Origin of the sequence: Lunatibacter salilacus (assembly GCF_009797935.1) — a bacterium.
Taxonomy (GTDB): Bacteria; Bacteroidota; Bacteroidia; order Cytophagales; family Cyclobacteriaceae; genus Lunatibacter; species Lunatibacter salilacus.
The window spans coordinates 102742-129647 of the sequence record NZ_VOLC01000013.1 but is presented as its reverse complement, the minus strand read 5'-3'; the positions used below and the strand labels follow the sequence as shown (position 1 = coordinate 129647).

Genomic DNA, 26906 nt, shown 5'->3' with positions numbered 1-26906 from the left:
CGTTTTTACCTGAATGGCTATTGTCCGAGTTTTTAAAAAAGATTCTCGAGCGATAGCAGAAACACGATTTATAAATAACAAATTGGTTTATCAGTGAACAATTTTATGTCCGGTTCCGTACATCTTGAAAATTAATTTCAAGAAATTCTATTTACATCATATTTACCTATTCATTTTCTATTTACTTTGCACTCGGGTTGTGTTTTAATCTTATGATTATCAGGGGATATTTTTATTTACTTTTCTTCTTAGCCTTTGTTTTTCAGGCCAGTTCTCAAGGCATAGCTCCAAAATATTCCAATGAATTCATGAACATAGGGATAGGGGCGAGGGCATTGGGAATGGGTGGAGCTCAGGTGAGTGCGGTAAGGGATGTGACAGCGGCTTACTGGAATCCTGCTGGACTTATCGGTGTGGCACATGAATATGAATTCGCCCTAATGCATGCGGAGTATTTTGCGGGAATTGCCAAATTTGACTATGGTGCCTTTACGACGAACATCCAAGAGGACAATCAAATTGCCATCTCCCTTATTCGTTTTGGCGTAGACGACATCCCGGATACCCGGTTTTTATATGATGCAAACGGAGCCTTGAACTACAACAATATCCAATTTTTCAATGCCGCCGATTATGCACTAATGCTATCGTATGCCAGAGATATCAGCGATGGTTTTAAAATGGGTGTCAATGCTAAGGTCATTCATCGGAATGTGGGGAAATTCGCAAATGCCTGGGGATTTGGATTGGATGTTGGAGCCATTTACCTCTATGAAAGTTGGCAATTTGGATTGATGCTGCGCGATGTGACTACCACCTTTAATGCATGGACACACAATGCCGACTTGGTTCGGGAAATATACGCCCAAACCAACAATGAAATCCCTACCAACAGCATTGAATTAACCATGCCAAGGGCCATCTTCAGTGTTGGGAAGCATTTTGAGTTTTCAGAATTACTGCGGCTGCAGTGGGTATTTGATTTAGACTTCTCCTTCGATGGAAGAAGAAACACCGTTTTTGCCACAGATTTGGTGAGTGTGGATCCCCGGACAGGAATAGAGCTTACCTACAACAATACGGCTTCGCTGCGTCTGGGTGGCGGGAATGTACAGCGATTAAGAGATTTTGATGAAAGCTATTATACCTCATTTCAGCCGAGCTTTGGACTCGGATTTTTATTAAGCGGTAATGTGCAAATCGATTATGCACTTACCGATATTGGAAGCGTTTCGGAGACACCCTATTCCCACGTATTTAGTGTAAAGGTGAGTCTAAATCCGCTCAAAGAGAATTTTAGACTAAATCGAGGATGGAGTCAACAGTGACAGGTATGAAGGAGAAGATGCTTTTTGTTTTACTTTATTTTACGTTTGTCGGTGCCTATGGGCAAAATAACCGATGGATAGATTTTTCAAGGGACTACTATAAAATACCTACGGCGTCAAACAGTGTTTATCGGCTTAGTTTTACGACCCTGTCGGCATCCGGCATCAATATGACCGGCTTGGACCCTAGGGATATACGTGTTTATCACAGAGGTCAAGAGGTTGCTGTTCATGTACAGGGGCAGGAAGACGGTATTTTCGATGCCCAGGATTTTGTTGAATTCGTAGGGATGAGAAACGACGCCTCCTTGGATAGGGGTCTTTACCAAAATCCAGAGGATATCCCCAACCCCTATTACAACACACATAACGATACCACAGCTTTTTTTTTAACAATTACACCTGGAGTTCGGGGTAAAAGAATGCAAGTGCGTGGATTACCAGCACCTGAAGTTCCAGTAGTGGTTTCTTATCAGAAGCGTTTAGTGCAGGATTTTGCCGAACAATATTCCTTGGGAAGAACGTATTTTCCAGGTGTAAGACTGTCTACCTACGATCAGGGCCAAGGGTGGACGGGAACAAATATTGCCAGGGGAAACAACAGAGTGTTCAATTATAACAATCTTGGGGCCGTTCAAAACATCCCGGGACCCAGGTTGGAACTAAGTGTCGTCGGTCGTTCGGACACCAATCACCGAACTTCTGTACAGATAGGACCTTCTTTGGTTGGATTGAGAGAATTGGGCCCATATGACTATCAAGGGTTCGAAAATCAGGTAATCAGGGAAAATCTTACTGCTTCGGACTTTAGCCCGAGCGGGAACCTAGTAGTGAGGGTAGCCTCACTTGGCCTAGAGAATGCAGTTGACAATATTTCCGTAAACTATATACGGGTGGATTACACTACCCCCGTAACAGCTGGAGACATGGACCAGCAAACCCTTCATTTTCCTCCTGGATTGAGCAAAATCCAAATTCCCGGAGTGACGGGGTCCTATGTGGCGTTTGATAGGAGTGATTTTTACGCTGTTGTTCGCAATGCACTAAGCATAACCAATGGCGTACTTGAAACTGGTGCTGGAAGAGCGGGTTATACGTCCGAATTAATGATACAGTCTGCAGTATCCACCATAGAACCCAATGTGTTGCAGCGGGTTCGATTTAGAAATATTCTAGACCAACCTGCCAATTTTTTAATCATTTCCAATGCACTACTTGAACGGCCAGCTGCTACCTACGGAAATCCTGTTCAAGCTTATGCTGCCCACCGCGCATCCCCTGCAGGGGGTGGATACGATACATTAACTGTAAATATCGACCAGTTGTATAACCAGTTTTCCTTTGGGGAAAAATCCCCGTTAGCGGTGCGAGATTTTCTGAAAGCCTACTATCCGAAATATCAGCCTGAAAACCTCTTGTTGATAGGCAGGGCTTTTGGTATATACAATACACAGCGATCCGGGAATGTGAATTATTTTTATAGAAATAATCCGTCCATTTTCTCCTTTCAGGAATTGGTCCCCACATTTGGATATCCCTATTCGGACAACCAATTTTCGGTGGGGCTTGATCCGGAAGAACCCATGCGGCAGGATATTGCGGTAGGTAGACTTCCAGCACGGACCCCCGATGATGTGGCCAGCTACTTAGATAAAATCAAAGAGAAAGAGGCTCTGGGAGTACAGGAAGATTGGCAAAAGAATGTCCTGCACTTAAGTGGGGGAAGGTCTGCTTTTGAATTGGAACGTTTTTTCAATTTTCTCAATGGTTTTAAAGCCGTTGCGGAGGATATTTACTTAGGCGGAAATGTTTTTACGATCAGGAAACGTACAAATGCAACCGTTGAATTGATAAACGTATCCGATCAAGTTAACGAAGGAGTAAGTCTGGTAACTTTTTTTGGTCACGCAGCTCCTTCAGTAACGGATGTGGACATAGGTTTTGCCAGTGTCAATGAACTCAACTATAGGAATAAGGGAAAATATCCCGTATTACTTCTGAATGGATGTGATGCGGGTAACGCATTTGGGGCTGCGTATACATTCGGAGAAGATTGGATCAATACCCCCGACCGGGGTGCCTCTAATTTTCTGGCCCATGCTGATATCGGTATTGATGTGTACTTGCGACGGTACAGTGAATCCTTCTATGCCAAAGCATTTGCGGATTCATCGCTGATCCATCAGACTGTGGGTAAAATAAAAATCGAATCTGATAAACAGATGTATAGTCGCTATGGTTTCTCGGAGGTCAACCGCAGTCATGCAGACCAGATGATCATGTTGGGTGACCCTGCGGTTAGAATATTTCCGGCTAATAAAGCGGACTATGCGATATCTGAGGAAGATGTTACATTGTCGGGACTAGATGATGCACCCCTGAGTTCTTTGCTTGATTCTATGCGATTTTCAATGGTAGTTCGAAATATTGGCAGGGTGGATTTGGACTCGATGGAATTGAATGTGACCCGCCAATTGCCGGATGGCACGAGCATTTCCTATGAACTGCAGCGCTTAGCACCTATATTTAGGAAAGATACTTTAGTTTTAACCATACCCAACGTAGGAGTCAATGCTTTTGGGGACAACATCTTCACCATAGAGGTGAACAAGCGGCGGCATATCGATGAGCTCACCTATGCCAACAATGTGGTAATGGTGACACGCTATGTGCCGCTAAGTGGTACGTTGAATTTGAAACCCATAGAATTTTCCATCGTGAATACTCGTCAGGTGGAAATTGTAGCCCAAATACCCGGGAAATCTATTGAAGACCGAAATTTGGTGATTCAGTTGGATACGGCCGCTGATTTTTCCAGCGCGGCAAGAAGAGAGGTAAGGCTTACTTCCGCCAATCTGGCCCGCTGGGATGTGGATCTTTTCCAACAGCTCGCACTTCGGGACTCCATGACATTTTACTGGCGAACCCGCTTTTTGGAACCGCAGGAAGGGGAAAATGGCGAATGGAATTCCTCCAGCTTTTCCTATATCCAAAATGGACCCGAAGGGTGGACCCAACGCCGACTGCCACAGTTTGTTTCAAACCGTCTTGAAAATATTCAACCTGACATTGAAAGAAGCGAATGGAAGTTTCAAGAGTCCAGTATGAATATAGATATCTTCACCTTTGGCCCCGAAGCTGAGGGGCTTGGGCCAGAAAATAATCAGGTACTAATCAACGGAGTAGCCTATATTTTGGACGCAGCCGGCAGATTCTGTCATCCGGGCTCTTTGGGATTGTTGGCTTTTGAGGACAAAACCCTCATGCCTTATCTGCCGGTCCCGCTGACGAACATTGATGTGCTTGATGGGAAAAGTTGCGGAAGATCACCTCAAATCATTCAGAATATCCGAAACCAATGGATTACACAGCCCGGCCAAAGAATGCTTATTGACTTTATCAATAATATGAATGAGGGGGATTATGTGTTTATTTTTTCGGTGGGGAATGTGACTTTCTCGGATTGGCCGGAGGAAGTGATCATGAAAATGAAAGAAATCGGTGCCAATGAAGCAACTATTCGAAATTTGAAGACGGGGGATCCCTACATTTTATTTGGCAGAAAGGGAATGCGGGCAGGGGATGCGGTGGAGCTTGTTCCAAATCCCACCCTAGAAGATCTCCCAACAGCTCAAATTCTGACCTATGAGACCACATTAAACGGGTATTTCCCCAATGGAAGCATTGTTTCTCCATTGGTTGGACCTGCTTCGGATTGGATTACTTTTTTTAACACAGTTAAAGAAAAGGACTTTTTTAATCCGGAACTTTCCTCCTTTGATCTGATAGGGGTTACTCCTGACGGAGGCGAAGTTACTCTGATTCCCCGTATTCAAATGGAACAGGTAGACTTGACATCGGTAAATCCAGAGGACTATCCCTTCCTGCGGCTGAAATACGCATTGGAGGACGGAGAAGCGGAAGCACCCGAACAGTTGGAACGGTGGCAGGTCAATTATTCCGGAGTTCCCGAAGGAGTATTGGTGCTCAAAAGCAGACAGGATCAGATCCGTTTGTTTGAAGGTCAGGAAACTGAGGTGGAATTTGAATTTTACAACATAGCCAACTATGACTTTCCTGACTCAATTACCGTTGAATGGAGCTTTAACAACCTTGACCAACGCAGTATAGACCGGTTTTCCAAAAAAATACCCGCAGTCAAGGCAGGGGAGAAGCATTCCTTCAGTATTCCATTTGCTTCTAGAGGTAAGGGAGGAAGAAATTCGGTGAATGTTTTTGCCAATCCACGGATTTTTATGGAGCAACGTTTCCGAAATAATATTATGGATTTACCGGAGTATTTTATCGTGGAAGGAGATGACCTCAATCCGGTACTGGATGTTCATTTTGACGGCATGTATATCATGGATGGTGATATCGTTTCCCCGAATGTATTGATTTCTACCTTGATCAAGGATGAAAACCGGTATTCGCTGAAAAAGGACACCCTTGGCATGGAATTGATGATTAAGAGACCTTGTGAGGGATGTGATTTCGAACGGATTAGTTTTAGCAACCCTCAGGTAAAGTGGTTTGAGGCGACTGAAAACAGTGATTTTAAGATAGAAATGCAGCCTGGGCCACTTGAGGATGGGATTTATACACTGCGGGTAAATGCAAGTGACGCGTCCGGTAACCCGGCGGGGGATAAACCTTATGAAGTGAATTTTGAGGTGATCAATGAAAGTCAGATAACGAACTTCTATCCCTATCCAAATCCCTTTAGTACCAGCGTCAGGTTCGTATTTACAGTGACAGGCGCGGAGGTGCCTGATGAAATCAAAATTCAAATCATGACAGTCACGGGGAAAGTGGTGCGGGAAATATTTCAGGACGAACTTGGTCCAATCCGGATTGGAAATAACCTGACGGAATACGCATGGGATGGAAAGGATGAATACGGTGACCAACTCGCTAATGGGGTCTATATTTACCGGGTTTTGGTTCGTAAAAACGGACAGTTTATGGAACACCGATCTTCTGCCGGAGACAAGGCGTTTAAAAAGGGATACGGAAAAATGTACCTGTTAAGGTAATTGAATCCCAAACAGGTATTAGAGTTTTCACTGCGAACTTAAACCGTTAAAAAATCAGGATTAATTCCTATTTTTGACTTACCCACTTTGCGGTAACCAATAATTGGCCGATGTGCCGTTGCGCATGTTCGGCCGCATGAAATAGAAGCCCCATTTTCGTGGTTTCAATTTTTGCCCTGCCTAGGTATCTGATTTCTGTAAGGGATGACTCTTCAGTATGCTCAAGAAGTTGCAGCGCTTCTTTAATTTTGCTTTGAAGAACATGAAGCAGCTGTTTTTTTCCTATGTGTTCATTTTCCGGATTACCTTCATTTTTAAGAAATTCCAGTTGCGTATCATTTAAGGTGTTTCCTGCCGCATAGGTAAATAATCGGTCCAAAACCCCCACGATATGCTGTAAGTGAAACCCAACTGATGCTACCCCAGCGGGTCTTTCCCAAAGTGTCTCATCATCCAAGTTGATGGTGTATTTTTCCGCATCTTCTCCTGTCTGAACTAGGGCATGGGCCACAGGCTGCAAAAGTGGGGGGATATTTTTTACCGGACCCCGTTGCCAGACTTCCCGAAAATTGGTATTAGATGAATTGCTCATAACGGCGAAAATAATTGATAATACGAATATACTATTTTATCTCGTGATTATTAATATATAAAAATAAAACACTATATTTATACTAATATACAGACTATAATTTTTAAATACATAAAAATACTTATGTTATTCATAATTTTGTATATGTTTGGTAATATGGTGTGATGTAGGCATGTGGGAGGGTATAGACAATGTCAGTGAAAAAGGAAAACGGCAATTTCGAAAGTTGCCTGATTTCTTTTTGTGCTTCGCTATCCCTATTTTCTTTTTTTTGAGCACGATTCCCGTCCATGGTCAGGATTTTGGCGGCGCCACTAGGATTTACACCGACTTTGGAGGATATTGGACTTCGGGAATAGATGATATTAACACGACCTTGCCTGACAATACCCATCATTTATTGGGATTCACTTGGAATGAAATAGTCTATTCCACTGGGGTAGACGATGCCAACCTTACGGCCCAGGCAGTCAATTTTGAACCCCATATATACCAAGCGTTTCCTGTAAGAAATATTAAAGCAAAATCCAGTGGAACCTACATTGGCTTGGGACAGCTTTTTGATGGCAAGGATAATGCTATTTCTTCTCCCGCTCCATTTGATGTACCACCCAATTTGGCCTCGTTTTTAACAAGGGGTATCCGAGGCCTTGATTATGGTTCTGGAATTGCGAATATAGCGGCGGGAAATATTATATTCGATTTTACAGGAATCATTGATGAGACTCAAATTGGCGATGGTATTCCCGATATTTTGGTTACCCAATTTGCACAGCCCAGTAGTATCTTGGATGAAATATTTATGACAGATGCCGACGGTAACGTTATCGGAAATTCATTGACTATCAATCACGAGAATATTGACCCTGTTGGTAGGTGGTCGGCAGATTTTTATCAATTAGATGGTCTGGCTACTAACGTCTTTATTAAGACGACCAGAGATCTTAGGTTATGGGTGGCAGACCTCAGCGCTTTTGGAATACATTCGGGAAATTTCCATGAAGTCAGAAGTATGCGATATAGACTCAATGGAACCAGTGATCCGGCATTTGCCGCTTATAAAGTAGGGGTTTTCGACATTGTTTCTGCAAATAATGACCAGGACAGCACCTTTCAAGAATTCCCAGTGGTGGTGGATGTGCTCGCTAACGATTTGCCGAGAGAAATCCTGGATTTATCTACATTAAGTATTGAGTCCCCTCCCAGTAATGGAAGCGTGGAAATTGATTTGGTGACGGGGGAAATTACCTATTTGCCAAATAAGGGTTTTACCGGAACGGATCTGTTTAGATATGAGATTTGTGGATCCAGCGAACTTCAATGTGCTGAGGCAGAAGTATCCATCACGGTTATATCTAATGCCCTTCCTGTTAAATTATTTGAATTCTTCACCGCCTATCATCCGGATATCGGGGTGACGGTTAATTGGACCACAGCTTCGGAAGAGGACAATAAATATTTTGAAATTCAGGCTTCCCAAGACGGCCTTTCTTGGAGTTCGGTTGGAAAAGTTACCGGATCCATGACGACTACGGAAAAGCAAACCTATTCGTTTGTCCATGAAATGGCATTACCGGGGAATTCATTTTATCGTATCAAGCAAGTAGATCTCAATGGGGGATACAGTTTCTCTTGGGTAGTCAACCAACGCATACCCAAAGAGGCAAATAAATCTTTAGTTTTATACCCCAATCCGACTGAAAGGTTTGTCTATTTTCAAGGTAAAGACCTGGGCAGAGATTACCTTATTGTAATAAATTCTTTTGGCATGCAGGTTCATGCTGATGTGACTCTTGAATCAGCTTCCTCCCATCTCTACAAAATTGACCTAAATAACCTGCCAAAAGGAATCTATATCCTAAAGAATAGTACCTTCGCCCGCCTCATTCAGAAGATATGACTTGGCTTCAATTCTCCATTTGGTAGGATGAGATTTTTGGAAATATTGAAAATCTTATTTCATATCATTTTCCTTTGAACTATATTTATCCATTGAACCTAGATCCAAGATCATCTATTCTTGTTATTTTGTTTCGCAATTTGACATCTTTTAGCACAATAGAATACCAACTATCCCAATGACTGACCGAAGAAAAGTATTAAAAACCCTAAGTATGGGCCCCGCCCTTTTGATGGTACCTGAAGTTACTTACGCCTCCAAGAAAAAAGCCAGTACATTTAAATACTGCCTCAATACGAGCACCATCCGGGGGCAAAACCCCGGGATTTTGAAATATATTGAGATTGCTTCCAAAGCAGGCTATGACGGTATAGAGCTATGGATCGAAGATATTAAGAACTTTATTGAGGAAAACTCTGCAGCCCAACTCAAAAAGCACCTAAGCGACCACAAGATAAAAGCAGAAAACGCCATAGGTTTTGCGCCATGGATGGCAGCTAATGACGCGAAGAGCAAGGCCGGTTTTATTCAGATGGAGGAAGAAATGAAGATGCTGGCTGATATAGGCTGCTACCGGGTGGCAGCTCCTGCTATTGGAAACGACGCTCCGTTTGATCTGATGGCAGCCGGTGAAAAATATAAGCGGTTGATCGAATTGGGCCGCCGTACTGGGGTTCGTCCACAATTGGAGTTTTGGGGTGCGTTTAAGCCCTTTCATCATCTCGGCCAAACCTTGATGGTGGCCGCTGTAGCCAATGATCCTGATGCCAGGATATTGGCGGATGTGTACCACCTTTATCGGGGAGGCTCCGGGTATGGTGGATTGAAATTACTTAGTGGCAACGCCATTGAGATTTTTCATATGAATGATTACGTGGATACCATTGCCCGCGAGAAACAAGAAGATAAAGACAGGGTATATCCGGGAGACGGAGCCGCTCCCATGAAAGAAATACTAACAGATCTTAAAAATATGGGCGGGGAGAAGGTACTCTCTCTGGAATTGTTTAACCGCACCTATTGGGAACAGGATCCCCTGGAAGTTGCCAAGACTGGTTTGGCAAAGATGAAAGCTGCTGTCAAGGCTATTGGGTAGTGTTGTTCGGCTAGGGAGGATTAATTTAATAGGGATATTTGACGTCTAAATGTAAAACAATGCCCATACCATAACAGTCAGAAATGCCAAAATTGGGCCCAATACAATAAAGAATATTCCTCCTTCTCTAAAATCCCGCTGCTCGACTAGACCCGTACTGTAGGAGATGGCGTTGGATGGGGTGGAGACTGGTAATAGAAGGGCGCAGGAACAACTGATAGCAACCATTACGGGTACAGCGACACCATAAATGCCCGGTAGGGAAATCCCAAGGGGAACTAGAATGGATGCTGCTGCGGTATTGCTCATCACATTGGAAAGCAAAACCGCAATGAGACAGAAGATCATGGTCACCCCGACTATATGAATGGGGAGATTATTGACTTTATCCATGACAATCCCGGCCAAACCCACATCCACTAGTGCTATACCCAAGGCTAGGCCTCCAGCTACCAGCATTAAAGTGTCCCAGGGAAGAGTCCTTACCTGATCGGCATGGATCACTTGGGTCATGGTCAGCAAGACGATTGGGATAGCCGATGTTGCTGCTACGGGCACTTTATGGATGGGTTCTGTAAGCCACATTCCAACCGTAAGGAATAGGGTAAAGATTACCGCCTTTTTCTTCACTGGATCTACCGTTCCTACGCGCTTTGGGAGTTTGCTTAGGTCCAGTTCAACGTAGGAGAAATCATGTCGTTTACATAGAAATTTCCAAAACAACCACACCAAAAACAGGCCTGTAGGGAATCCTACCACCATCCATTCAACAAAGGTTAAGGTAATTCCTTTTTCCTGAAGGGCACCCACCGCAATGGCATTGGGGGTACTGCCTATGATGGTTCCGATTCCACCCACAGAAGCAGATGCAGGAATAGCCGTAAGCAATGCCTTTGAATAGGGGGAATCTTTTCCTAAAAGATGAATAAGTGGAATAATGGAAGACACAATCATGGCTGTGGTAGCGGTGTTGGACATGACCATACTTGCCAAGGCTGTCATGATCATCAATCCCAACAGCAATTGATTCGGCTTATTTCCAAACCGCTTAACTGTAAAACTGAAAAGCTGTCTGTCCAACTCTACCGCACTCATGCCCTCCGCAAGAAAAAAACCTCCCAACAACAGCCAAATCACATTGCTGGTCCAGGTACTCAAGTAAAGTTCTGGTGGGGCGGATTTGGGAAAAATAAAATCCGTACTAAAACCAACCAATAAGGTGGCAATAATGAAAATACCCACTGCAAATGGCGGGATAGCCTCCGTGATCCACAAACCAATAGATAAAATACTGATCAGAAACACATAATTTACCTCCGCCCCATAACCCAACTTTCTAAAGAAGTAGGTAATAATGATGGCTATAAGCAGGTTGCCAAAGAAGGTTGATGTGTTAAAAATCCAGTTGAGCCGAAGTTTTCTATACCACTTAAATGCGGCATACCTGGAATCACTGTCTGGCATATATTTGCGGTTTAACTATTTTTATGGGATTTAAACTAGGCTATAATTGAGTTTAGTATCAAGGTGAAAATTTAATTAAATGCCCCAAATCTGCGGTATTTCATGTAACCAGGTGATCCTTTCTAAGAAAAACATTTCAGTTTTCCCCCGTTTTATTGAATAGCAAGCTGAGCATTAACAAAATCTGTAAGGTTTGCGCATTTAAGATAAGTATTTCATGTTAGTATCCGTATTGGAAATGGAATTACTGTTTAAGATGTACACTGGGAATAGTTTTAAGTTCAGCTTCTTGCTCTCTTGTAATTTTCCAATAGGTGTCAAAGTACCCTTCTGACAAAATGGTATCCGGGTTATCCCGATAGATCATAAAATCCTTGAATCGGGGCAGGTTCTGCTGGGCGGGTCCAGTAAAGCTGTAGCCAGGCGGGCGGTTTCCTCCCCACCATGGTTTGCCAGAATTAATGACGACCAATTTCCCCTCTCTGGGGTAGATGTACATCATTCCGAGTGATTCATCTTCGAGCGAAAGGTGCATCGGCAGATCATTTTCAAGTGTTTTGATTACCGAATTTGTTTCAGTAGTGCCAAATAAAATCAAATGGGAAGAATCAAGATCACTGGGTCGAATCTCTTTGTCAGCCAAGACCCGAGGAAAGAAATGGATTCGTCCCAAAAACTCGCCGCGGTAAGCTGACCAATTGGCAGCCTCTAGTGCTAAAGATCTCCTTTGTTCCAAAACTTCCTGCGTTGGCGAATCTGCCGTGCCAAAAACATAAATATGTCTGTAGGAAAATGCTTCGTATATGGGTCCAGATAGTCCTTTTTGTTTAACTAATCCCCCTTGTTCGATCAGATTTCCGGGCCTCCATGTAGGCCCATCCTTGTAAAATGAAATTATATCCTGAGCAGCTACCCGAAGTTTCCTCCCGTCGATGTCTATTTGAAGCAGGTCTCCTGCATCCACCTCAGGATGATTAGCTAGGGAAAGCTGGAAGCTTCGAATATTTTGACTGGTGATTTTCAACTCTTTTCCGGAAATAATCTCAGCATCGATAGAAGCCAAAGCCCCTGGCTCTATTTGTAGGATTTCCACCCAGTAGGCTTTATTGTATGCTAATTGGCGGGTTGAAAAAGAAACTTTGGAGGGAAAGGGGTCTCGCTCAAACTGGCCCAGCCATTCAAAAAGCCTTCCATTGGCATAGGCATTTACCCAACTGTCATGCTGTACGCCCTCATATTCCTCGGACTGGACGAATATACCTTTTTCCTGCATCTGTTCAACCATCGCTCTAGTACCGGCAATAGGCACGACAGGGTCTGCGTCACCATGGAAAAAATGGACAGGCAGGTTTAATGCATTTCCAACCAAGTCGGAAGAGCCCTGAGGGGGTGCCGGACAAACAGGAGCAATGGCAGCCCAAATATCCGGTCGGCTAAGTCCCAACCATAACGTTCCGCCGCCTCCCATGGATAGGCCTGTTAGGTAAATTCTATTTTCATCTACTTTAAACCTTTTTTTCACGTCCTCAAGGACCGCATACACATCCTGTTCGGGAATTCCCTGATATCCCGCAGTCCCACGGGCAAAGGGTGCGGCAACAATATAGGGGACATGATCCCAGGAGGGAAAGTAGCGGCTTGCTTCTACGTCTGTTTCACCTTCGGCGTTACTTTTCCCAAATACGCGCCTCAACGCAAGCCGATGATTGGAGCCAGCCCCGTGGAGCATAATAACCACAGGGTATGCTTTGGAATCATCAAAGAATTCCGGAATGTAGATGGCATACGGCTGCTCGGTATCATCTGCTTCTGAATGAAAGCTCAGCACCTGAGGCCCCGATTCTAATTGCTGGGAAATGCCCGTAACAAAGCTTCCAGTGCAAAGCAAAAAAGCAAAAAGAAATGCCAGGTACTTATTCATGGATTAGGTAGTGTAGTTAGAAAAGGATTTAATAAAATTAGGCAAAATATTTCGGGATTTAAAATAGACCTATCTAATTCATCCAAAAAATTAAGACTTGAAAGGGGTTTAAATTTTCATAAGACTTAACCTGATTTCGTGCCGCTATCGCTAAATTTGCGGGATGCAGGAAGAATCTTCCATTTACGAATCTTTGGGTGATGAAAAAATAAAATCCATTGTGACCCATTTTTATAAAAGAGTCGCCCAAGTACCTGAACTACGTAAGTTGTATCCCAAGGACTTAGCTCCCGCAGAAGAAAGGTTATATTGGTTTTTGCTGCATGTGTTTGGGGGTCCGTCGACCTATCTCGAAAAAAGGGGACATCCCATGCTTCGTCGACGCCATTTTCAGTGGCAGATAGACGGGACGCTTCGGGATAAATGGCTTGATTGCATGAACCACGCCATTGATCAAGTAGCTATGGAATCCAAGGTGCGGGATTCTCTCAGTGCCTATTTTTTGAATGCTGCCAATCACATGGTAAATAGGTGATATATTTATTCAAGATGGGTTTAGTTTCGTTTGTAAAAAAATCTAAATTAGGGCCTTGCAGATTGATATTTTTTTTCTTACTTTTATTTTTTACTGTTTTGAAATAATCATATCTTTTGCAAAAAACCGAACTATTAAGGATGTTTTATCTTTTTAAATATCCTTTTCGAATTGTTGAATTTGTTTTTTACTAATCATATAATTTATTTATTTATGAAAAATTCCACTTTCTTAATTTTCATTTTTTCCATCTTTCTAATGACATCCTGTGAGATGTTTGAAGGGCCCGAAGGTCCTCAGGGAGAACAAGGGCTCCAAGGTGAGCAGGGAGAACAAGGCCCACAAGGTGATCCGGGGAATACCGGAGCGACTGGGCCGCAAGGACCCCAGGGGAATACCGGTGCTACCGGGCCTCAAGGCGAAAAGGGAGACCCCGGAGAATCCAACGTTCGGCTATATACCTTTCCGGGCGCTAATTATGGCATAAATGCCTCACACTATGTCAGTATTCCGGGAATTGGTCCGCAGGTAGATTCACATCTTTTCTTTGTATACCTTATTGATACGTCGGTTGCCGTCAAATATCCCATACCAGGACAGGGCATAAGCGGTAACTCCACCTACCGGGTGTGGTGGCTGAGTATAGGCAGCAGCGTCAGCGTAAGAACTCAGCGAAGCGCTGGGCCGGGGGAAACCTATGGGGAGATGCGTGTGATCACCGTCCCTATAGCCCAAATGCCAAATGGAAGGGTGGCTCAAACTGATGTGGATTTCAACGATTATGATGCCGTGGTCAGCTACTACGGACTATAAAAGTATAATGTAATCTTTGTCACGGTATAACCCGGAAATTTACCTTATTCTTGCATTTGAACTATGAAGTGATAAGCAATGAATTGGAAAAAAGAAATAAGAAGTTGGGCTATTATGCTGGGGGCTTTTGGAGTCCTGTATTTTACAGGCTTAATTACCCCCCTTATGGGTGGCGTACAGTCCCTGCTGCTATCCACTGGTCTGATGAAGCCAACTATTACCCTTGAGAATAAAGAAAAACAGTCATTTGATTTCACCGGGCAGTTTTTGGATATGGAAGGAAACCGGGTCGGCCTTACTCAATATGAAGGCAAAACGGTGTTTATAAATCTTTGGGCAACCTGGTGTCCGCCGTGTAGGGCGGAGATGCCACATATCTCAGAACTCTATAAAAAGGTAGGTAAAACTGCCGAAGTGGAGTTTTTAATGATTGCCCTCGACGATGATTTCGAGAAGAGCAAGAAATATATCAGGGATAAGGGGTTTGAGTTTCCCGTAGTGCATGCTGCCTACGGACTGAACCCCTCCCTACAAAGTCAGGCCATACCTACCACACTCGTGGTAAGCCCAGAGGGTGAAATTGTTTTCTATCAGGAGGGAATGAGCAATTTTGACACGCCCGAGTTTAGGGAGTTTTTGATTGGGTTGTGATATAGTTTAAAATGGTGTTGGTAAATTAGCTTTCGGTAAAGATATCTGAATTAAATATATCGCCCACTGGTAAATTGAATAAAAAAACCTTCCGTAAATCCGAAAACCTTCCAGGTTTTATTGATAACCAGCTATTCGTTAAAATTAATTGGGTGAAATCTGGAAGGTTTTTCTTCATTCATTCCAGCAACGTACTCCGGATTTCAGGGATTCAATAAAAAAAGCCTTCGCTTCTGAAGGCTTTTTTTATGGTTTTTATAATGTTGAGGGTGGTATATATTCGGTTCGCATACTGTTTCAGTTTAGTCGTATTTTGAAATTAACTTCATAAAATCCACAAGGCCTATTGCCTCAATATCCCCTTTCATAGGGAATTGGTCAGAGCCGGAATATATGAGGAATTTTCGTGTCGCATTGATATCCTCACTGGCTCGGTGAAATCCAGCCCCTACTGTAGGAGAGATCGACTTTTTAATTTCTACAGCCCAAACTTCCCCGTTTGGCCCTTCCAAAATCAAGTCGATTTCACTTTGGTTGCTGGAGCGGTAATAGCTGGTAACCCATTGGGGAGAAAGTTGGTTGAGAATGTTTTCGACCACAAAGCCTTCCCAACTTGCCCCTACAGAGGGATGGCCCATCAGATAATCGAAACTGGAAATATGTAACAAGTTGTGAAGCAAACCCGAATCGCGTATATAGATTTTCGGAGACTTGACAAGCCTCTTTTTTGTGTTTCCGGACCAAGGCTGCACCTGTCTTACCATGTAAAAGTCCTGTAGAATATCCAAATAGGTACGGATGGTAGTGTGGCTTACTTCAAGGCTTTTGCCTATTTCGCTAAGTACCGCCTGCTGACCGTGGTAATGCGCCAACATACTCCAAAACCGCTTCATCCGCGTTGCGGAAACTTGTGGACCAAATAGGGGGATGTCTCTTTCCACATAGGTGGCAATAAAGTCATGTCTCCAATTCCAACTTTCCTTGTCGGATTCGGCTAAATAACTATCAGGAAATCCCCCTCTAAACCACAGTTTCTCATAATTGAATCCCAAGGGGTCATTTTGATGCAGTTCTATCACTGAAAATGGAGTGAGTTCCAAATACCTGATCCTTCCAGCCAGGGTCTCAGAGGTTTGTTGCAACAAATCCCTGGGAGCAGACCCCAAAAGCAGAAAATGACCAAAACGTTCACCAGCCCTTCTTCTTATATCTACCAACCCTCGAATGATTTTAAACAATTCGGGTCGGCGTTGGATTTCGTCGATCACCATAAGTTGGTTGTCAAATCTTCTCAAGTAGCTTTCCGCATCATCCAGCTTTGCCAAGTCTGAATCCAATTCCATATCCAGATAATGTACTGACTTTTCCACGGTGGATTTTGCGAGCTCCAATGCCAAGGTTGTTTTTCCAGCCTGTCTGGGTCCTATAATAACGACCACGGGCATACTCTTTAAGGCATGGATCAATTTGCTTTCAAGTGTTCTTTTTACCCAATTCTGCATCAAACTTTCAATTTGCATGAAATTTAGTAAAAAAGTATGTAATTTGAAAGTTTCGGTTTCAGATTGCATGGTTTTTTGATGAACTAGGCTGGAACAAGGCCAAGCTTCCGGAGGCCATGGGAGTTGAGCAGGTGTGTAAATATTTAAAAGGCGAAGAAAATTTCAAGCTGGAAACTCTGTGTAAGCTGGAAAAAGTGCTTGGTATAGAACTGGTTACCGTGTTGCAGGCTGATGAGGAAGTTGTCGAAAAAAGTGATTTGGCGATGGCGGGTGAGCCCGGTCTGCGTGTGTATGACGAGGGGAAGGATAAAGATTAGTCTACTCAAACTCGCAGAGATTCCTTTTTTAAGATTATTTCATCATCTTTGACAAATTCGAGAATTTTTTCATCCAATACAGCTTCAATTTTGGCGATACTTTTCAATGTGAAATTATGGGTACCACGCATCCATTTGCTGACTTCGGACTCGCTTTTACCCAATAATGCTGCCAAATCCTGTTGGGTTTTTCCCTGTTTTTCCAGTATTGAATGAATTTTGTTGACCACATCGAAGGAATGGTCCACAAATCTATCTACTTCACCACTCACCTGAATTGAATTAAATAGTTCGCTCATTTTTTTAAGGGTTTGTGAAAAAGGTTAAGTCACCTTTTAATTGATTTCCAGAAACTACAACTTTTCCTAGTGAAACATTTAACTTCAGGACAAAGGCTAAGGCATTGATTATTTGAAAGTGAGGAAACGCATCAGGACTGAATTGAACCGCTTGTGAAGTTTTTCGGCCTCCATTTCCTAAGATCAATATATCATCATTTACTCGGTAACAATACAATCCAAGCTCAGAAGTTTCGATGGGGATTGCCTCCCCATAATTTTCTTGCCTGAAAAACCGTTCTAAAGCCCCTTCAGAAGCGATTTTTCTAATCCATTTAGCGATGATTTCAATGTTGTAACGAGTTAGTTTTTAATTGGTTCAAAAGGCTTAACATCGTGTTTTTCAAAATATTCCTGTACCTCATCTAACTCATTTGGATGAACTACCTGAACGATTGATTTGGATATTAGGGGGGAGACCATTAAGTTTTTCCAGATGGAATGTTGCTTACCCAATTCTTTATTTGGTTCTTGGCCAATAATGAAATATTTCCCAACTTTTCCTTCTTCGTTAATTTCAAACGGTTTGATGATACTCACATAATCGTTGATCCTACGCTTGATAGATTCAAATGCGCCCTGAAAATCAACAAATTGGGTCAAAACTGGAACATCGTTTTTACCGATCAAATCGACTTGTAGGTTGAAAACCATAAAGTCAAACTCAGATGCTTTCAGCTGATAGTCTACGTTAACTCTTTCCTTCACTTTTGGAATAAAACTATTCTTTGCTTCGGCTAGGATAGAGGGTCTTATTTTCAATTTCAAACCGGAAATTTCAGACTTAAAAACGAATTGCTCATATAATTTTTTAAACACTACCTCATTTACTTCAACATCAATTTGTTTAGGCGGAGTAAGTGAAATTAAATTGTTCGTATAGTCTGAGATATATTGGATATAACTTGAGCTAAACTGGTTGTAATTTAACTCAAATTCATTTTTTGAACCCGTCAGGTTTTCGAAAGTCTTTAGTTGGATTTTTAAAAGTTTGAATGAATCCTCAGGAAGCAACTGTTTGATAAAGGATAGTTTTTCTGAGGAAAATTTCACAATAGATTTTCCAGACTCCTGAAATAGAAGCAAGCCCAAATTTATCCTTTCATGGCTAAAAGGAGAAATGGATGTAAAGATATTGGAGTAAAATGTATTCATAGCTTTTGGGTCATTCGACTCGCATGTTGTAAGAACGTTTTTTTAACTGTGTCGATCCATGCATTTGAAAATAAATTTTTAACCAACGAATTATACAGTTCATCCTTATTAACCCCCCCATTCGTTTGGAACGTTTTCGACAATTTGAAATGGGTCACTTCAAATTTACACTTTTGAATGGGTCTTAGCGGAAAGACCCGGAATTTTTGCAATTGACTTTTAATTTTAATTAAGTTATGATTTTTTCAAATAGCAAGGTAAGTATTGGATATTAAAATAATTTTCTATACTTTTGCAATAACAGTACACACCACGCTACCCGTAGAACAGCGTCCCAGGGTGTGTCTTTTGCTTTTATAAGGGTTTTGTTTTAATTTTTGGGCATGTTTGACAAAAAACCTACTTCTATTAATGAACAAATTAGTATTTTAAAGGCCAGAGGATTGGCTATTGAATCAGAGGCCGAAGCTGTTCACTACTTATCTCACATAAGCTATTATAGACTGGGGGAATATTGGCATTCTATGCAGGAAGATAAGGTAAATCATATTTTCAAACCAAACAGTACATTTTCAGACGTAATTGCATTGTATTGCTTTGATAGGGAGCTAAGGTCACTTTTATTTGATGTTATCGAAAAATTGGAGATTAGTTTAAGAACGAAACTGATTTATCATCTTAGCCATGAATATGATCCTTGGTGGTTCCAGAATTTTGATATTTTCACCGATAGTAGGGCTTTAGTAAAAACACTTGCCGCATTGGAGGAAGAGATTAGCAGGTCAAAAGACCCAACCCTTAAAAATCATTTTAAAAAGCATTCCGATGATAAACGTTTTCCGCCAGCCTGGAAGACGCTGGAACAGACAAGTTTTGGTTCATTGTCTAAATTATACGGGAATCTCAAAAATACGATTAAATCTAAAGACAAAATTGCTGAGGAATATGGTGCTGTAAACCATATTTATCTGCCTAGCTGGTTACAATCCATAGCACAAATTAGAAACTATTGTGCCCATCATTCCAGGTTATGGAACAGAAACCTACCAGGAGCACCTAAGTTGCTTGCCAACCCTCCTAATGGGTGGGTTGAAGATGTTCCAAAGCACCATGATTTTCCCAAGCTGTACGTACACCTATGTTTGATGAAATATTTGTTGAATGTTGTGGTGCCTGGTAATCATTTTACGGAGAAATTAATTCACTTATTTAAAAAATACCCAAATGTGGATCCCAATGCTCTGGGTATGAAAAGAGATTGGGAACTTGAAAGTTTGTGGGTGGGAGATAAAGATGCTTTCTAATAAAAGGGCATATGAGAGAATTAGACATAGATTTAGGTCGCAGATACTCATCAAACATTTGCTACCTCCGAGTATGCTTGGTTTGTGCGGTTATTTTCGCATTACTTTCTTTAACGATCTTCTATTTTGCATGGATGTACCCATGGATTATCACTAATAATATTTTTCCAGATCCAGCCTCAGATTATGTTACATCTTTTGCCCAAGTTTTAGGAGCTATTGCGGGGGTTTTATTTTTATACGCTGCTTTTCTAGGACAACAACAACAAATTATAATCCAACAACAAGAAATTAGAAGTCAGAGTGAGTTTAATAATCGGACAATTAATAACCAATATTTTTTTGAACTTTTAAATAGGCTTACAGTAGTTAAAACCAGTTTGTTTATCACACGCCTTGAACCAAATTCCGATGGGGTTGAAAAAGAGTTTGGAGATAATTCCTTTTATTACTATATGAATGTTTATTTAAGGAAAAAATTTGTTTCAAAAGATTTTCCAAAAGATGGCAAGGCTCTTTTTACCAAAAAAGCACTAGATGGCGTGGAGTCAAATTATGATCCAGAATTTCTTACTAGAAACGATTTGAAGTTTATTTTTGATAATTGTGAAAAAATATTTGGAATTGATGGCTATTTGAAAATTTTCAGAGCTATAGTTTCTTTTCTAAAACTAAATAAAATGGACGATTATTTATCGGTGTTAGAAGGATCATTGAGCGGGAATGAAAGATTGTTTCTTTTCTACAGTATTCTAGTTGAAATGGAAGATTTAGAGATCTTTCTTACTGAGCGGCAGTTTTTGAAGGATATTGATAGAAATTTCCTTCTTCATCAAGATAATTACTATATCCTTTATTCAAAAAAATAATGAGAGAACAGATAATATATGCAAAGGTAATGGCATTCATAAAATATGTAATTCAACGAATGAGTTATGGCAGATTTGTCAAGAAATAAGCTAATAAAGCTAATAGATTTTGGGAGAGGCAAAATCAGTTTTCAAGACATGAACTTGGAAGGAATGGATTTGAGTTTATTAAATTTAACAAGAGTGGATTTTAGAAAAGCCAGCTTTAAAGGAGCTAATTTTTTTAGATCAGACTTGGAAGGTGCAAATCTTGCTGAAGCAAATTTTGAGAGCGCAGATTTTTCTAAGGCCAATTTTAAACGAGCTGATCTCCGAAGAGCAGTTCTAAAAGACGTAAACTTTGAGGGTGCTAATTTTGAGGGTGCGAACTTAGAAGAAACTGATCTTGCTGATCAAGTTATGAAAAACGCAGATCTTTCTTGGGTGAATTTTAAAGGTGCAAATTTAAGCGGAGCGGATCTTACGGGGGTGGATCTTTCTTATTCCATTTTTGACGGCGCAAATCTTGAGGGTACAAATCTTGCCAGAGCTGATCTCACAGGTGCTTCGCTTCGCAATGCAAATTTTAATAGAGCTAACCTAAAAGGAGCACACATGTTCAGGGTTGACTTTCGACAAGTAGATTTAACGGGAGCAATCATAGATGAACTTCCCTTCTAAATTTTATTCATGATTATTAAATTACACATCAAAGATGTTTCATTTCTAATTACTAAAATCTGTAATAATTTGATAGTCTTATGTAAAATATAGTAATTTTTATAGTTTTATTAAATTAAATTTACTAAATGAATGAAAAATATTACACTCGGTGATAGATTAATGCTTTATGCAAAGTTGATATAGGATTCTTTTTTCTAATAATTCGATAAAGATAAGTGCTAAATCAATTCAATCTTGATTATAGCATTGAAATGCTTACTCCATATTGCATAGGTAGATTACAAGCATTTCATCTTGTGGCCTGTGTTTTTTCGTAAACAAAAGATCCATCGAAATTCCCAATGGATCCCAAAGGCAAACTACTCGGAATAAGTGATGAGCTGAAAGCCTCTAAAGGGAAAATGGTGAAGAGAATATTTACGAAATTCATGAGCTTGTCGCAAAAATTAGATTTATCTCGCTATGAAAAAATGATTTGATCCACTTGTTGTTTGTTTAAATTCATATTTTTTTTAAATTGAAAACAATTTTGGTTTCAAAAACAACTTAATACTATTAAACTATGGATGAACAATTAATTTATAAGCTTTTAGATCCAAAGTCATTTAATCTGAGCTTAAATAAAATTCTTCCGGATTTCGCACCTATAAGTGAACGTTTTTCCAAAAATAGAATTCCCTTTCAAACCTGGAGTCCTTACCGTAATATATCGATAAGTGTTTTTGAAATGTCTTTTAGTTTAAAATGTCGGTTCCAAGACGTTTTTCTAATTGCATATTTATTGAAAGACTACGGACTTAAAGGAATTTACCCCTCGAGAAATCAAAATCGAGAGATTTGTATAGGTACCTATTTACACCAGCTTTCTGATCCTGAGAAGTATGCTGTGGCAGAACCATTAAACATTCTTTCTTTTTTGGATTTAGATCCCAAATTAGATATTCAAGTTGTAGTGGATTCGCATTTCAAAAATAAATTTGTAGATTATGGGAATTTTATTGAGTATGAATTAAATGATGACACTGATTATGAAACGAGAGACTGTTTTGAACACACTACCGATTGGAGCCATTATAACGATGATTTAGATATGGACCAACAAAGTATCGAATTTTGGAATCAATTTTAAGTAATTAAAACAGATGTTTCCGTATCCTGAAAGACTATTGATAGCGGTGTTTATTTACGGCATGACAACCCACTTTTATTATGACAATTTAATTTCAAGCAAGATCTTTTCTCTATATTAAAATTTTCAACGATCAATTTGTAAAATTTTTGAAAAATATCTGCTCTTTATATGAATACAGGTAGAATTACTAATGTAATTGAATTCTTAAGTTTTGTGCAGAATTTGGACAATCAAGATATCGCACAATGGTTCTTTAGAGGGCATGGTGATTCCAGTTTTAAATTGGTTCCGGGTCTGTTTAGGCTAAATATTTCTGATACTTACTCCGACTGGAGAGGTGTTGAAGAGTATATGATGGAATCATTTAAAAGGGAAGGTTTGCCTCATCTTAAAATCACACCAAAAAGCGATGAGGAATGGTTAACATTAGCCCAACATCATGGTTTGCCAACACGCCTTTTAGATTGGACAGAAAGCCCGTTAATTGCTTTATATTTTGCTGTTGAAGATTACTGGAATTCTAAGGACGCCAATGTTTGGTGTTTTGGTGTCGTTTCAACGAATAACTGCCATCCTCAAAGTACTTTGATGGCCCGTAGGATTAATAGTGAAATTTGTAATTGCATTTTGTTGCCGCATCATATTTCGCCACGAGTAACAAATCAGATGGGATGTTTTTCAAAACACGATTTTCCAGATAAAAGCGAGCCATTTATCCCTTTTAATGAACACAATTCAATTTTTAATACTTTTGAAAAAATTATTATTGAAAGAAAGGATAGAAAGCATATTTTGGATGAATTATATTTTCTTGGAATTCATAAAGGATTAGTTTATCCAGGTCTAGATGGTATTGCTCAAAAAATAAAATTTGAAATTACTAAAGAGCATTTAAGAAATAAAAACCCTTCATTTAGACTAAAATTATAAAGGGTCTGATTTTCTGGTTAACGGCGAAAAAAGGAATTTACATTCTTTATAATGGCTGAAAACAAGATTCATTTTTTATTTGGTTTGCCAATAGTTTGCCAAAAAACAGAAAAACCCCCTCAAAATCTCTTCTGAGGGGGTTTCCTGTACCTTGGGCCGGAGTCGAACCGGCACGAGTGTAACCTCATTGGTGTTTGAGACCAACGCGTCTACCAATTCCGCCACCAAGGCATTTTATTTCCCCGTTCCTTGCTGAACGGGATGCAAATATGGGCAATGTTTTTTTCCCAAGCAATAATTTTAACCCCCCATCTTTTAAATTTTCTGGAATTATTTTCGCCTCCTTTACCCTCCAATCACATCCCTGACCCCATTAGACCAAGTAGATGTTTCAAAACCAGGGGCTTAAACTTCAAAATGGATATACACCGGACTGTCGTATTTCAATCCTAACAAATTTGCCCCGTGGCCGTGGTTGATGCCAATTTCCAGTAAATCTAGGCTGTTGAAAAACACAAAGCAATCCCCAGCTTCAACCTGGTCGTAGGAAGTCTGCAACTCCTCGATCACTTCCCTGCTGAATTCTATCCTGAATTTGCCCGGGTTAAGCTGGTTGAATACTTCCCTTGTTATATTGGTAATCAGGTTTCCGTAGTTGTCAACCCGCAGCACATAACCCACGATACCCTTTTTGCTGGCTTTGAACTGCCTGGGCATGACTTTGCGGATGCGCTGAAGGGGACCTCCAAAATCATGGATAGCAGCCCCGCTGGCAACTTTGGCAGCAATAGGCGCCAAGATATCCTTAGCCGGAAATGTACTGGCCTTGATGTGGATATCACCAAACTTAACAATAATGCCCGGGTCTTGGTCGGATAACATACTCATTACCCCGTTGTTTGGACCTATGAAAATGTGCTCGTTAAGCTTGATGCCGATAAATCCTTCGGTTTGACTACTCGTACTATTAATGGCGATAAGATGTACGGTTCCTTTGGGGAATTCGTTATATACCGCGCGGAGTACAAACGCGGCATGTGCGATATCGTAGGTGCCTATCTGATGGGAAATGTCCACGATACCAAGCTGGGGGTTAATGGAAAGCATCTTTGCTTTTACCGCAGGGACGTAAAAGTCCTTTTCTCCAAAATCAGATGTGAATGTTATGAGGGCCATAGAAGCAAGTAAATTAAAAATTATTACTTTTGTGATAAGCGTGAAACAAAAATAGGAATTTTATCCTTGTAAGTTTAGGTAATACACAAATAGAAAAAAATCGGATTGGTAGAAAAAGTAATTACTCTGGAAAATATTTCCCTTTTGGACTTTTTGGGGTCCGACGACGAAAATATACGTCAGATTGCGTCTGCTTTTCCCCAGAGCAAAATTGTAGCCCGGGGTAATGAAATAAGGATTAAAGGTCAGGCACCTGAAATATTGCGCATCAATGATATTCTCAACATGCTGCTGGATCATTTTGGCCGATTTGGTCAGATCACGCCGGAAAACGTCAAGGATTACATTTCGCTGGAAAACACTCCCTTGGATTCCCCGCAAGTAAAGAATGAGGTTATCCTTTATGGAAATAAGGGAATTGTCATCAAACCGAAATCTGCCAACCAAAAGAAACTGGTAGAGTCTTCTTTTAAAAATGACCTCGTTTTCGCCTTGGGACCTGCGGGAAGCGGCAAAACCTATATCGCTGTAGCCTTGGCAGTCAGAGCGCTCAAAAACCGTGAGGTGAAAAGGATTATCATCACCCGTCCAGCCGTGGAGGCAGGGGAGAACCTTGGGTTTCTTCCCGGTGACCTGCAGGAAAAGCTGGATCCTTACTTGCGGCCCATTTATGATGCGTTAGGAGATATGGTTCCTTCCGAAAAGCTGAAGTTTTACCAGGAAACCCGCGTCATCGAAATTGCTCCCTTAGCTTATATGCGTGGTAGAACTCTTCATGACGCATTTATCCTATTGGACGAGGCCCAGAATACCACCAGTCAGCAGATCAAAATGTTCCTCACACGGATGGGTCCCAACTCCAAGGTGATCATCACTGGAGATCAATCCCAAGTGGATCTTCCAACCCGGCAAAAGTCAGGACTAAGTGAATCGCTGAAAATATTAAAGGACGTAAAAGGCATAGGAGTGGTCCAGCTATCCGGCAAGGACGTAGTCCGTCACCGTTTGGTCAAATCCATTATCGACGCCTATGAAAAACATGAAGAAACACCAGACCAATCAGCCAATGGCAATAGAAGTAATTCCGGTAGAAAGCCAATCTGATCTGGATGATATTTTCCGGATTAGAGAAGTTGTATTTGTAGAAGAGCAGGAAGTGGATCCGGATGAGGAGTACGATGAATTCGAAACTTCCGCAAGACATTTTAAGGCATTGGTAGACGGAGTGCCAGCGGGAACAGCTCGTTGGCGTTTTACCGACAAAGGCATTAAGTTGGAGCGTTTTGCCGTACTTAAGGAATTTCGGGGCATTGGAGTAGGACAGGCTTTAGTGGAGGCTGTGTTGGCGGATATCCAACAACATCCAGACTCCAACGGAAATACCTGCTACCTTCACGCGCAGGTATCCGCAATGGGGCTGTACGAAAAATTCGGCTTCCAGAAAGAAGGAGATCTTTTTATGGAATGTAATATTTCCCATTACAAAATGAAACTTCTTATTCCGGCACGAGTTTAGTAATGTATCAGTATAACTTCCTAACCGTTGAAACTCAGCGGGGGGTTTTTTAATTTAAATATATTTTCTTATGAAACAGCTCAGTATTATTCTTCTTTTAGCATCATGTGTGACAATAACTGTAAATGCTCAGGAATTACCGGCTAATCCCATCCCATCAAATGAGGTGAAGTTTAATATCATGAACACTATTGTTTTGGGTAGTTTGGAACTGGGCTATGAACATTTTATAGATCAGAATCAGTCAATTGGCGCTGAGATACATTTGTTCGACAGGTTTGCTTATGTTTCCGACCAAAGGGAGGGGAGATCTTTTGATGCTACCAGTTATTTATTGGGTTTCAATTATTATTTTGTCTCACCCAATAGACCATCCGGTTTTTATGTCAGTCCCTTCGTGAAGTATCGTACAGGTACTTTTACGGAAGTTGGCGAAAACAGTCAGTCCATTGAAACTGAATTAAACACCTTTATTATAGGAATGGGTGGAGGATACAAATGGGTCCACAATGATAAATTTGCCTTAGGACCTTATGTAAATATTGGACGCGGATTCAATGAGGAAGCTTCCCAACGGTTTAGGCCGGTGGAATTTAAGGCAGGGTTTAGCATCGGATTTAGATTCTAAAACTAAATTTTCTTAAATAGGTATTGGACATATTTCCTAC

The 26906-nt window shown here is 41.1% G+C and carries 23 protein-coding genes and 1 tRNA gene; 16 read left to right on the top strand and 8 right to left on the bottom strand.

All coding sequences use genetic code 11. The features are described from left to right. Nucleotides 1–212: 212 nt before the first annotated feature. Both FQ608_RS17540 and porU2 read left to right on the top strand, forming a co-directional pair. Nucleotides 213–1328 carry a putative type IX sorting system protein PorV2 gene (locus tag FQ608_RS17540; protein WP_158859702.1) on the top strand — a complete coding sequence of 372 codons (1116 nt, stop codon included), beginning with the start codon at nt 213–215 and terminating at the stop codon, nt 1326–1328. Beyond that, entirely contained in the window at nt 1313–6364 is a 5052-nt protein-coding gene (porU2, locus tag FQ608_RS17535) for a putative type IX secretion system sortase PorU2 (RefSeq protein WP_234364252.1), read from the top strand. The genes FQ608_RS17540 and porU2 overlap by 16 nt, the downstream gene beginning before the upstream one ends. Before the next feature lie 67 nt (nt 6365–6431). On the opposite strand, the gene FQ608_RS17530 is transcribed toward porU2, so the two are convergent. Then, entirely contained in the window at nt 6432–6956 is a 525-nt protein-coding gene (locus FQ608_RS17530; protein WP_158859700.1) for a DinB family protein, read from the bottom strand. Between the two features lie 148 nt (nt 6957–7104). Between FQ608_RS17530 and FQ608_RS17525 the strand changes: the two genes are divergently transcribed. Further along, nucleotides 7105–8856, top strand: a complete 1752-nt coding sequence (locus FQ608_RS17525) for an Ig-like domain-containing protein (protein ID WP_158859698.1) — start codon at nt 7105–7107, stop codon at nt 8854–8856. A gap of 178 nt (nt 8857–9034) precedes the next feature. Continuing rightward, the gene (locus FQ608_RS17520) at nt 9035–9952 is read left to right on the top strand and encodes a sugar phosphate isomerase/epimerase family protein (RefSeq protein ID WP_158859696.1); all 918 of its coding nucleotides are present in this window, start codon (nt 9035–9037) and stop codon (nt 9950–9952) included. Nucleotides 9953–9997: 45 nt separating this feature from the next. Here the strand turns inward: FQ608_RS17520 and FQ608_RS17515 are convergent, their stop codons facing one another. Both FQ608_RS17515 and FQ608_RS17510 read right to left on the bottom strand, forming a co-directional pair. Continuing rightward, a complete protein-coding gene (locus tag FQ608_RS17515) occupies nt 9998–11416 on the bottom strand; it encodes an SLC13 family permease (protein ID WP_158859694.1) in 1419 nt (472 codons plus the stop codon). Between the two features lie 244 nt (nt 11417–11660). After that, on the bottom strand, nt 11661–13337 hold the full coding sequence (locus FQ608_RS17510) for a carboxylesterase family protein (protein WP_158859692.1): 1677 nt from the start codon (nt 13335–13337) through the stop codon (nt 11661–11663). Nucleotides 13338–13500: 163 nt separating this feature from the next. Here FQ608_RS17510 and FQ608_RS17505 point away from each other — a divergent pair, with 163 nt between their 5' ends. The 3 genes from FQ608_RS17505 to FQ608_RS17495 all read left to right on the top strand — a co-directional run bounded on the left by FQ608_RS17505 (nt 13501) and on the right by FQ608_RS17495 (nt 15336). Next, the gene (locus FQ608_RS17505; protein ID WP_158859691.1) at nt 13501–13872 is read left to right on the top strand and encodes a globin domain-containing protein; all 372 of its coding nucleotides are present in this window, start codon (nt 13501–13503) and stop codon (nt 13870–13872) included. Nucleotides 13873–14085: 213 nt separating this feature from the next. Then, nucleotides 14086–14685, top strand: a complete 600-nt coding sequence (locus FQ608_RS27820) for a collagen-like protein (RefSeq protein WP_158859689.1) — start codon at nt 14086–14088, stop codon at nt 14683–14685. Nucleotides 14686–14763: 78 nt separating this feature from the next. After that, nucleotides 14764–15336 carry a TlpA family protein disulfide reductase gene (locus FQ608_RS17495; protein WP_158859687.1) on the top strand — a complete coding sequence of 191 codons (573 nt, stop codon included), beginning with the start codon at nt 14764–14766 and terminating at the stop codon, nt 15334–15336. Between the two features lie 302 nt (nt 15337–15638). On the opposite strand, the gene FQ608_RS17490 is transcribed toward FQ608_RS17495, so the two are convergent. Continuing rightward, nucleotides 15639–16856 (bottom strand): ATP-binding protein, encoded by a 1218-nt coding sequence (locus tag FQ608_RS17490; RefSeq protein ID WP_234364251.1) that lies wholly within the window; start codon nt 16854–16856, stop codon nt 15639–15641. A gap of 98 nt (nt 16857–16954) precedes the next feature. Here FQ608_RS17490 and FQ608_RS17485 point away from each other — a divergent pair, with 98 nt between their 5' ends. Further along, on the top strand, nt 16955–17155 hold the full coding sequence (locus FQ608_RS17485) for a hypothetical protein (protein WP_158859683.1): 201 nt from the start codon (nt 16955–16957) through the stop codon (nt 17153–17155). Nucleotides 17156–17160: 5 nt separating this feature from the next. Here FQ608_RS17485 and FQ608_RS17480 read toward each other — a convergent pair whose 3' ends face one another. Together FQ608_RS17480 and FQ608_RS17475 are read right to left on the bottom strand one after the other, a co-directional pair. Further along, nucleotides 17161–17454, bottom strand: coding sequence for a helix-turn-helix domain-containing protein (locus FQ608_RS17480; RefSeq protein ID WP_158859681.1), 294 nt, complete (start codon nt 17452–17454; stop codon nt 17161–17163). A gap of 342 nt (nt 17455–17796) precedes the next feature. Beyond that, nucleotides 17797–18648 carry a hypothetical protein gene (locus FQ608_RS17475; RefSeq protein ID WP_158859679.1) on the bottom strand — a complete coding sequence of 284 codons (852 nt, stop codon included), beginning with the start codon at nt 18646–18648 and terminating at the stop codon, nt 17797–17799. A gap of 383 nt (nt 18649–19031) precedes the next feature. On the opposite strand from FQ608_RS17475, the gene FQ608_RS17470 reads away from it, so the two are divergent. The 5 genes from FQ608_RS17470 (at nt 19032) to FQ608_RS17450 (ending at nt 23546) form a co-directional block, all read left to right on the top strand. Further along, nucleotides 19032–19952 carry an Abi family protein gene (locus tag FQ608_RS17470; protein ID WP_158859677.1) on the top strand — a complete coding sequence of 307 codons (921 nt, stop codon included), beginning with the start codon at nt 19032–19034 and terminating at the stop codon, nt 19950–19952. A gap of 11 nt (nt 19953–19963) precedes the next feature. Then, the gene (locus tag FQ608_RS17465; RefSeq protein WP_158859675.1) at nt 19964–20821 is read left to right on the top strand and encodes a hypothetical protein; all 858 of its coding nucleotides are present in this window, start codon (nt 19964–19966) and stop codon (nt 20819–20821) included. A 138-nt stretch (nt 20822–20959) separates the two neighbouring features. Beyond that, nucleotides 20960–21481 (top strand): pentapeptide repeat-containing protein, encoded by a 522-nt coding sequence (locus FQ608_RS17460; protein WP_158859673.1) that lies wholly within the window; start codon nt 20960–20962, stop codon nt 21479–21481. A gap of 565 nt (nt 21482–22046) precedes the next feature. Beyond that, nucleotides 22047–22613, top strand: a complete 567-nt coding sequence (locus FQ608_RS17455) for a hypothetical protein (RefSeq protein WP_158859671.1) — start codon at nt 22047–22049, stop codon at nt 22611–22613. A gap of 171 nt (nt 22614–22784) precedes the next feature. Further along, entirely contained in the window at nt 22785–23546 is a 762-nt protein-coding gene (locus tag FQ608_RS17450; RefSeq protein ID WP_158859669.1) for an FRG domain-containing protein, read from the top strand. 147 nt (nt 23547–23693) lie between these two features. Here the strand turns inward: FQ608_RS17450 and FQ608_RS17445 are convergent. After that, nucleotides 23694–23777 (bottom strand) — tRNA-Leu (locus FQ608_RS17445). A gap of 174 nt (nt 23778–23951) precedes the next feature. Next, nucleotides 23952–24722, bottom strand: a complete 771-nt coding sequence (locus tag FQ608_RS17440; RefSeq protein WP_158859667.1) for an SAM hydrolase/SAM-dependent halogenase family protein — start codon at nt 24720–24722, stop codon at nt 23952–23954. A 105-nt stretch (nt 24723–24827) separates the two neighbouring features. On the opposite strand from FQ608_RS17440, the gene FQ608_RS17435 reads away from it, so the two are divergent. The 3 genes from FQ608_RS17435 (at nt 24828) to FQ608_RS17425 (ending at nt 26866) form a co-directional block, all read left to right on the top strand. Next, nucleotides 24828–25826 carry a PhoH family protein gene (locus FQ608_RS17435; protein WP_158859665.1) on the top strand — a complete coding sequence of 333 codons (999 nt, stop codon included), beginning with the start codon at nt 24828–24830 and terminating at the stop codon, nt 25824–25826. Then, nucleotides 25762–26238 carry a GNAT family N-acetyltransferase gene (locus FQ608_RS17430; RefSeq protein ID WP_394351665.1) on the top strand — a complete coding sequence of 159 codons (477 nt, stop codon included), beginning with the start codon at nt 25762–25764 and terminating at the stop codon, nt 26236–26238. Before FQ608_RS17435 ends, FQ608_RS17430 begins: the two co-directional genes overlap by 65 nt. Nucleotides 26239–26308: 70 nt before the next feature. Next, complete coding sequence (locus FQ608_RS17425; RefSeq protein WP_158859663.1) at nt 26309–26866, top strand: DUF3575 domain-containing protein; 558 nt, start codon at nt 26309–26311, stop codon at nt 26864–26866. Nucleotides 26867–26906: the final 40 nt, after the last annotated feature.

Coding starts and splice junctions, on each gene's coding strand:
- FQ608_RS17470 (WP_158859677.1), top strand. CDS start 19,032: ATGTTTGACAAAAAACCTACTTCTATTAATGAACAAATTAGTATTTTA.
- FQ608_RS17425 (WP_158859663.1), top strand. CDS start 26,309: ATGAAACAGCTCAGTATTATTCTTCTTTTAGCATCATGTGTGACAATA.
- FQ608_RS17520 (WP_158859696.1), top strand. CDS start 9,035: ATGACTGACCGAAGAAAAGTATTAAAAACCCTAAGTATGGGCCCCGCC.
- FQ608_RS17450 (WP_158859669.1), top strand. CDS start 22,785: ATGAATACAGGTAGAATTACTAATGTAATTGAATTCTTAAGTTTTGTG.
- FQ608_RS17510 (WP_158859692.1), bottom strand. CDS start 13,337: ATGAATAAGTACCTGGCATTTCTTTTTGCTTTTTTGCTTTGCACTGGA.
- FQ608_RS17540 (WP_158859702.1), top strand. CDS start 213: ATGATTATCAGGGGATATTTTTATTTACTTTTCTTCTTAGCCTTTGTT.
- FQ608_RS17460 (WP_158859673.1), top strand. CDS start 20,960: ATGAACTTGGAAGGAATGGATTTGAGTTTATTAAATTTAACAAGAGTG.
- FQ608_RS17505 (WP_158859691.1), top strand. CDS start 13,501: ATGCAGGAAGAATCTTCCATTTACGAATCTTTGGGTGATGAAAAAATA.
- FQ608_RS17480 (WP_158859681.1), bottom strand. CDS start 17,454: ATGAGCGAACTATTTAATTCAATTCAGGTGAGTGGTGAAGTAGATAGA.
- FQ608_RS17515 (WP_158859694.1), bottom strand. CDS start 11,416: ATGCCAGACAGTGATTCCAGGTATGCCGCATTTAAGTGGTATAGAAAA.
- FQ608_RS17485 (WP_158859683.1), top strand. CDS start 16,955: ATGGGAGTTGAGCAGGTGTGTAAATATTTAAAAGGCGAAGAAAATTTC.
- FQ608_RS17490 (WP_234364251.1), bottom strand. CDS start 16,856: ATGCAAATTGAAAGTTTGATGCAGAATTGGGTAAAAAGAACACTTGAA.
- FQ608_RS17475 (WP_158859679.1), bottom strand. CDS start 18,648: ATGAATACATTTTACTCCAATATCTTTACATCCATTTCTCCTTTTAGC.
- FQ608_RS17530 (WP_158859700.1), bottom strand. CDS start 6,956: ATGAGCAATTCATCTAATACCAATTTTCGGGAAGTCTGGCAACGGGGT.
- FQ608_RS17440 (WP_158859667.1), bottom strand. CDS start 24,722: ATGGCCCTCATAACATTCACATCTGATTTTGGAGAAAAGGACTTTTAC.
- FQ608_RS17430 (WP_394351665.1), top strand. CDS start 25,762: ATGAAGAAACACCAGACCAATCAGCCAATGGCAATAGAAGTAATTCCG.
- FQ608_RS17495 (WP_158859687.1), top strand. CDS start 14,764: ATGAATTGGAAAAAAGAAATAAGAAGTTGGGCTATTATGCTGGGGGCT.
- FQ608_RS17465 (WP_158859675.1), top strand. CDS start 19,964: ATGAGAGAATTAGACATAGATTTAGGTCGCAGATACTCATCAAACATT.
- porU2 (WP_234364252.1), top strand. CDS start 1,313: ATGGAGTCAACAGTGACAGGTATGAAGGAGAAGATGCTTTTTGTTTTA.
- FQ608_RS17455 (WP_158859671.1), top strand. CDS start 22,047: ATGGATGAACAATTAATTTATAAGCTTTTAGATCCAAAGTCATTTAAT.
- FQ608_RS27820 (WP_158859689.1), top strand. CDS start 14,086: ATGAAAAATTCCACTTTCTTAATTTTCATTTTTTCCATCTTTCTAATG.